The 5,861-nt window shown below is 46.2% G+C and carries 6 protein-coding genes and 1 riboswitch; all 6 genes read right to left on the bottom strand.

Features of this window, described 5'->3' with window-relative positions; all coding sequences use genetic code 11:
- Positions 1-108: 108 nt before the first annotated feature.
- Positions 109-750, bottom strand: coding sequence for an urea amidolyase associated protein UAAP2 (locus tag QT990_RS29220; RefSeq protein WP_333145274.1), 642 nt, complete (start codon positions 748-750; stop codon positions 109-111).
- A 77-nt stretch (positions 751-827) separates the two neighbouring features.
- Positions 828-1,556: an urea amidolyase associated protein UAAP1 gene (locus QT990_RS29215; protein WP_333145275.1), complete on the bottom strand. Its 729-nt coding sequence runs from the start codon at positions 1,554-1,556 to the stop codon at positions 828-830.
- A gap of 326 nt (positions 1,557-1,882) precedes the next feature.
- Positions 1,883-2,659 carry an ABC transporter ATP-binding protein gene (locus tag QT990_RS29210; RefSeq protein ID WP_333145276.1) on the bottom strand — a complete coding sequence of 259 codons (777 nt, stop codon included), beginning with the start codon at positions 2,657-2,659 and terminating at the stop codon, positions 1,883-1,885.
- 168 nt (positions 2,660-2,827) lie between these two features.
- Positions 2,828-3,679 carry an ABC transporter permease gene (locus QT990_RS29205; protein WP_333145277.1) on the bottom strand — a complete coding sequence of 284 codons (852 nt, stop codon included), beginning with the start codon at positions 3,677-3,679 and terminating at the stop codon, positions 2,828-2,830.
- Positions 3,680-3,891: 212 nt separating this feature from the next.
- Complete coding sequence (locus QT990_RS29200; protein ID WP_333145278.1) at positions 3,892-4,959, bottom strand: ABC transporter substrate-binding protein; 1,068 nt, start codon at positions 4,957-4,959, stop codon at positions 3,892-3,894.
- A 144-nt stretch (positions 4,960-5,103) separates the two neighbouring features.
- A riboswitch (guanidine-I (ykkC/yxkD leader) is annotated at positions 5,104-5,258 on the bottom strand.
- A 368-nt stretch (positions 5,259-5,626) separates the two neighbouring features.
- The coding region (locus tag QT990_RS29195; RefSeq protein ID WP_333466089.1) for a hypothetical protein at positions 5,627-5,861 on the bottom strand (235 nt) is incomplete at its 5' end.

Here is a 5,861-nt window from a genome sequence, read left to right as displayed (position 1 = left end):
TATCCTGAAGAACAGGCATCTTGCCTGTTCCACAAAGAGTGAATTTTCTTGTGGGGTGGGCTTCTAGCCCGCCCTAAAAAGAGTGCGGAAACAGTACATACCCTACATTTACACCGCATCCCAAACAATCAACTGAATCGGCGTAGGATTGTAAGCATTGCAAGGATTGTTCATTTGCGGGCAGTTAGAAATAGCAACCAGCGCGTTCATATCTGCTCGCAAATCAACTGTACTTCCCGGATCGGAGATGCCGTCAACAATTTCAAGCGTGCCATCTTCGCTAACCGGAACATTCATAAAAAAGTTGATATTGCTGACTAAATCTCGCTTGCCCAAACCGTGGGGAAGAATTGCGGCGAGGAAATTTTCAACACAGGCGTGCTGGTATTTTTTATCTAGTCCAAACCGCACCGAATTGCTCTCGCAGCTACAGGCGCCGCCGGAGGTATCGTGCCGCCCGCAGGAGTCAGCAATTATGGTCATCATGGCTCGCCCTTCGTTGGAAATGAGTTGGCTGTTTGTAGTGACAAAGATGTTGCCTTGATTGACGATCGTATCGGGGGCGCTGTAGCGTTCGGACGGGTCATCGGCATTGTAAACTAAAAAATCTACTGCTTGATTGCCGCCTAAATCTACAATGCGGAGAATCTGTCCTTTTTTGATGACACGAGACCAGGGATGTCTGGCGGGTAAAACTTCGTTATAAATTGCAGTTTTTGGATCGAGGATTTGTTGGGTAGTTGCAGTCATGGTTCACTTTTTGTGATGGAAGTGCAGAATTTTTCACCGCAGATTGATGCGGATAAGATTGAGTTGTGGAATCGGGTCTATTGCACGAACAAAGCATCGGTGTTGATGAACCCGCGCACTGCTTCCGGGTTGGCGGTGCGACACAAGTCGTCTGGTGCGGGTGCGGGGGATTTCACAATCTGAATTTGGATTGGTTTTGGATCGTAAATTGAACCAGGATGCAGGATGTGGGGGCAGTTAGAGATAATTGTCAATACGTTCATTTCGGCTCGCAAATCGATAAAACTCCCCGGTTTTTCGCAGCCTTCGCGAAACTCCATCGTGCCGTCTGGTTTGACGGCAATGCGAGTAAATAAGTTGATGTTGGGCATGATATCTTTTTTGCCCAATCCCCACCGAGTTAGGGCTTTGAGGAAGTTGTCGCGGGAGTTTTTCCAGTCTCCTTCGCCGTATTTTTTGGCATTGCTAATGGCGTTGCTGCATCCTCCTAGCAAATCGTGACAGCCGGAGGTGTCTTGGGTGATGGAAAATAGGATGCGCCCCATGTCTGTGTAGAGCACCATTCCTTGTTTGAGAAAGGCGTTGAATTGAATTTTGGCGGTGTCTGCTGCGTTGAAACGTTCGATCGCATTGTCGGCGTTGTAGCACAGCATGGAAACGCCGCGAGAGCCTTCTAAATCGGTGATTCGCAGGGTATTTCCCCGCTTGATGACTCCCGACCAGTACGCGCCGCCCGGTACGGTTTCTTCGATTAATACGAGGCCAGAATCAATTTGTGAGTTTGTGTCGATCGATAGTTGCACCATAAGTTCCTCTTGATGTATTTGGGTAGGTCAGCGAAATAAAACAATAGTATGTCTTATATCAAGTCCGGTTAATTACTTATAAATCCTATACGGGCATCGGCCAAATAGGGCATCGGGCATGATGGGACAAAAGTATTATAACTATTCAACCGGACATGATATTAGCTGCTCAACCCGCCTGAGCCCAAAGTAATATTTATACCGGTTTTCAAGCGTGGTGAGGTATGGGGGAGAGTCCTATGCCCATGCCCCATGCCCCATGCCCCATGCCCCATGCCCAGGAGTACCTCATTTACCTGAGAAAGGCTATACAAACCTATTTCTATTTAAGCAGCCATTGCAACTGCTTCCTGTCCGTGTTTCCGCATCAAATCCATGAGTTCGTCGCGGTAATCGTGGAATTTGGCGTGGCGTTTAACGCTGGGAGTGCGATCGGGCAAATTAATCGACATTTCCTTTCTCACTGTACCGGGACGAGCGCCCAAAGCATAAATCCGATTGGAAAGAAACACCGCTTCTTCGACATCGTGGGTAATCATAAAGATTGTAATCTCAGTGCGACGCCACAAATCCAGCATGAATTCGTGCATCGATTCTTTAGTGTGGATATCCAAGGCGCCGAAAGGTTCATCCATTAATAACACTTTAGGTTCAGAAGCGAGGGCGCGGGCGATCGCCACCCGCTGTTTCATCCCGCCCGACAATTCCTTCGGCAGCGACGAAGCAAACTGCGTCAATCCTACCACATTCAAATAATAGCTCGCTTGTTCGCGCCGCTTTTTCTTGGAAACGCCTTGAAGTTTGAGACCAAACTCGGCATTTTCCTGCACGTTCATCCAAGGATAAAGAGTGTAATGCTGAAATACCATACCTCGATCCGGGCCAGGCGAAACAACTTCCTTGCCGTCAATTTTCACTTCCCCTGTTGTCGGCTTGTCCAATCCCGCAATCTGCCTCAACAGAGTAGATTTGCCCGAACCGGATGCGCCTACCGCGCAGATAAATTCGCCTTGCTTGATGCTCATATTGATGTCCTTGAGGACAACTAATTTACCCTTTTTCGTTTCAAAGTTTTTGTGCAGATTGTTGATTTGCAGAAACATGAGTTTATCCTCTGTATTGTAAGTAAAAAAATGATACCATTCTGCCTTCTAACACCAAATCCTCGTTAGTAACTCTTTAGTCCGCGAAGGCGGACTTCGTTTGTGTAGAAGCGGTTTCAACCGCCGAGTACGATAAGAGTTTTTAACACTGATTTGTATAACATCTGCTTACTGTTTCTGACTTGACCATTTACAAGAAACCCGCAGCAGATATTGAAAAAGCAAGTCAAAACCCAGTCCGATCGCCCCAATGACAATCAGCCCCACAAAAATTTCATCGGTTCGGAGAAATCGACCGGCGACGCTGATCCGGCGGCCTAAGCCTTCGGTGGCGGCAATCAATTCCGACACGATTACCAATTGCCAAGCCGCAGCTAGGTTGATGCGGCTAGCATCAAGAATTCCCGGCAAAACGTGGGGAAAAATAACTTGAGTGAGGATTTCCCAGCGATTCCCACCTAACATATAAGTAGATTCGATCAAGTCTTTTGGAACAAACTTGACTGTATCCATTACCATCAGCGAATTGAAGAAAAAGACGCCGATAAATATCAGCATTATTTTGGGTTCTTCGCCGATTCCCAAGTAGAGAATTAGCAGGGGAATGAATGCTGGTGCGGGCATATATCGCATCAAGCCGAACATGGGTTCCAGCAAGGCGCGAATACTGGCAAAACTGCCCATCAGCACGCCAATGGGTATGGAAAAAACCAAGGCGAACAGAAAGCCAACTCCCACCCGCCACAAACTCGCTACCGTGTCTTTCAAAAGTTCGCGAGTGTTCCACAGCCGGCCAAATGCCTCTAAAACTTTGCCGGGGGAAGGCAAAAATTTGGGGTCTACGTTGGCGAAGGTTGTTACTAGCCACCACACCAGCAGCGGCAGTGCGATCGATGTCACCGTTAACCCAATATTGAGGGGTTGTGGTATCTCTTCCGCAATCCGCCAGAAAACGGTGGGATTTAGGCTTTTTTGCTTGAGGTGGGATTGGATCGATCGGCGTTCGGGATTTGGTGGCATGATTTAATTGCGGAACGGTTTGTCGAGTAATTGGAGTAGCTTTTTGGTATAATTTTTCTCAGAAAGATGAGGTACGACTGGGCATAGGGCATAGGGCATAGGGCATAGGGCATAGGGCATAGGGCATACCTCACTTTTTTGAGAACCGCTATATTCAAAAAAATAATATTGTTGAAAAATTTTTGTGTCTGCAAAATTGTAAATTCTGCCTTTTAGCTTTTACCTTCGGCATAAGCTTTTATAAAACGATCGTCAAATAAAGTGCTGATATCTGGTTGGGTTTTGGCTAAATTTACATCGACGAGAAATTTAGTCATTTCTGCCGCCGCAAACTGCAATGATGTCATGTCATTTCCCGGTTGAAAGGCTTTCAAGTTTTCTTCGATCGTGAATATCTTCGTGCCGTTTTCATATTCTTTGTATTCCTCAACGCTAACTCCGGCGCGGTTGGCTAGAATCTCGTAAGATTTCTCTTTGTTTGCTTTCATGTATTCCAATGTTGCAAACCATGAATTGACCAGGGCTTGTACTCGATCGGGGTGTTCGCCGATAAACTTTCGGGTGAATACCAAATGGTCGGAAATCGCCCCCGGAAAATCTTTGGAACTAAACAGTTCCTTGCTGTTCGATCGTTTTAATGCCTGCGTGGTAAACGGCGCAAATACTGCCACCGCATCGACTTGCCCTCCGACGAAAGCCGCCGCAGCTTTGCCTGTTTCCAGCGGTATAAATTGAATATCCTGCACTGATAAACCTGCTCTTCTCAGCCCTAACAGTAATAGAAAGTGATCGACTGTACCTTCTTCGGCTGCAACTTTTTTACCTTTTAAATCGGCAACGGAATTGATGCCTTCGGCGACAATCACTTTGTCATTTCCCGTCGAGTTGTCGTTGACTAAAACAATTACTTGGTCGGCGCCGCCGGATATTGAGTTTACTGTATCGCCGAGGGTTTGGCTGTTAGCATCTATCTGTCCTGCTGTGAGGGTGCTGATCGATTCTAAGTAGCCGTCAAACCATTTTAAGTCTACAGCAACATTGTTAGCTTCAAATATCTTTTGCTCTTTGGCAATTTGCCAAGGAAACCAGCCGGGCCACGCGCTGAATCCGAGGCGAACTGCGTTAGCACTTACTGAAGAAGCTGCTTCGCTTTCTGTCGTGGTTTTGATATAAATTGCCGGGTTGACGCAGCCGACAGCGAAAAACAAGGTGATGAAAAATATGGCGCAGTAGGATAAGGGCGATCGCGTTATTTTGGGCGAGGAATATCGGATATTCATAGCATATTCTGGTTGCTGGTTAGAGGTGAATATGTCGATCGAGCTTTTGCACCTTCTTTGGCTTCCTTAGCTTCTGCAAACCCCCCTGATATACAAGGATAAAGCCCGAGAGCTAACGAACCGAGTCTTGATGACCGATCGCGTTTCTCCCGGGCTTTTATCCCGCCGTGTAACTGGCTAGTGTTTCCCTCAAATTAATCAAATATTGGGAGAACCAGTCTGCTTCTCTCGGACCAGCACTTGAACTGTCTAAGCTGACTTAGAAACTGATTCAAATCGGAACCCTAGAAGCGGTTAAATTTTTCGTTTTTTGTCTGTATAAGTCCTGTTTGCAACCCAAGGAGTTATTCGAGACTGTTGGTAACAGCAATGCACTTAGCTTTTTTAAAGGTAAGCATACTGTAGCGTGCAATCCTACTAGATTGCTACGCTTCAAACCCTAACAGCAAACTTGATGCGAAAATGTGTAAAATGTTACAAAAAACCGTTTTTCTCGAAGTAAAATTAAAATTTTTGGAAGATTAAACCGGGCAATGAGATGGGGCGATGGGAAATCGCGAAGTTTACCTGCACAAAAAGACGAAACCCGCAAGGTCAGGGTTGAATATTTCTCAAGGAATACTTCGCTCCCTAGACTAGATGCAAGTACGATCGACAATGCGGTAAACTAACATCCTATTTGTAATAACGATCGCCTAACACAGCCTGTGAAGTCAAATCCGTTAGCATTGGAATTATTCATCTCTCTCCGATCTCCCTCTGCGTTCTCTGCGTTCTCTGCGGTTAAATCATCCTCATATAACCAGAAATGATATGAAGTCAAATCGTAAGGATTCAGGTCAAAAAAACTTAAGTGGCGGCATCTGGTAAAATAAAGGAATGAAAAAGCCCACAGCCACCAG

The organism is Microcoleus sp. T3_B1, assembly GCF_036700445.1.
Classification (GTDB): domain Bacteria; phylum Cyanobacteriota; class Cyanobacteriia; order Cyanobacteriales; family Microcoleaceae; genus Microcoleus.
This window is presented reverse-complemented; position numbering and strand designations above follow the sequence as displayed.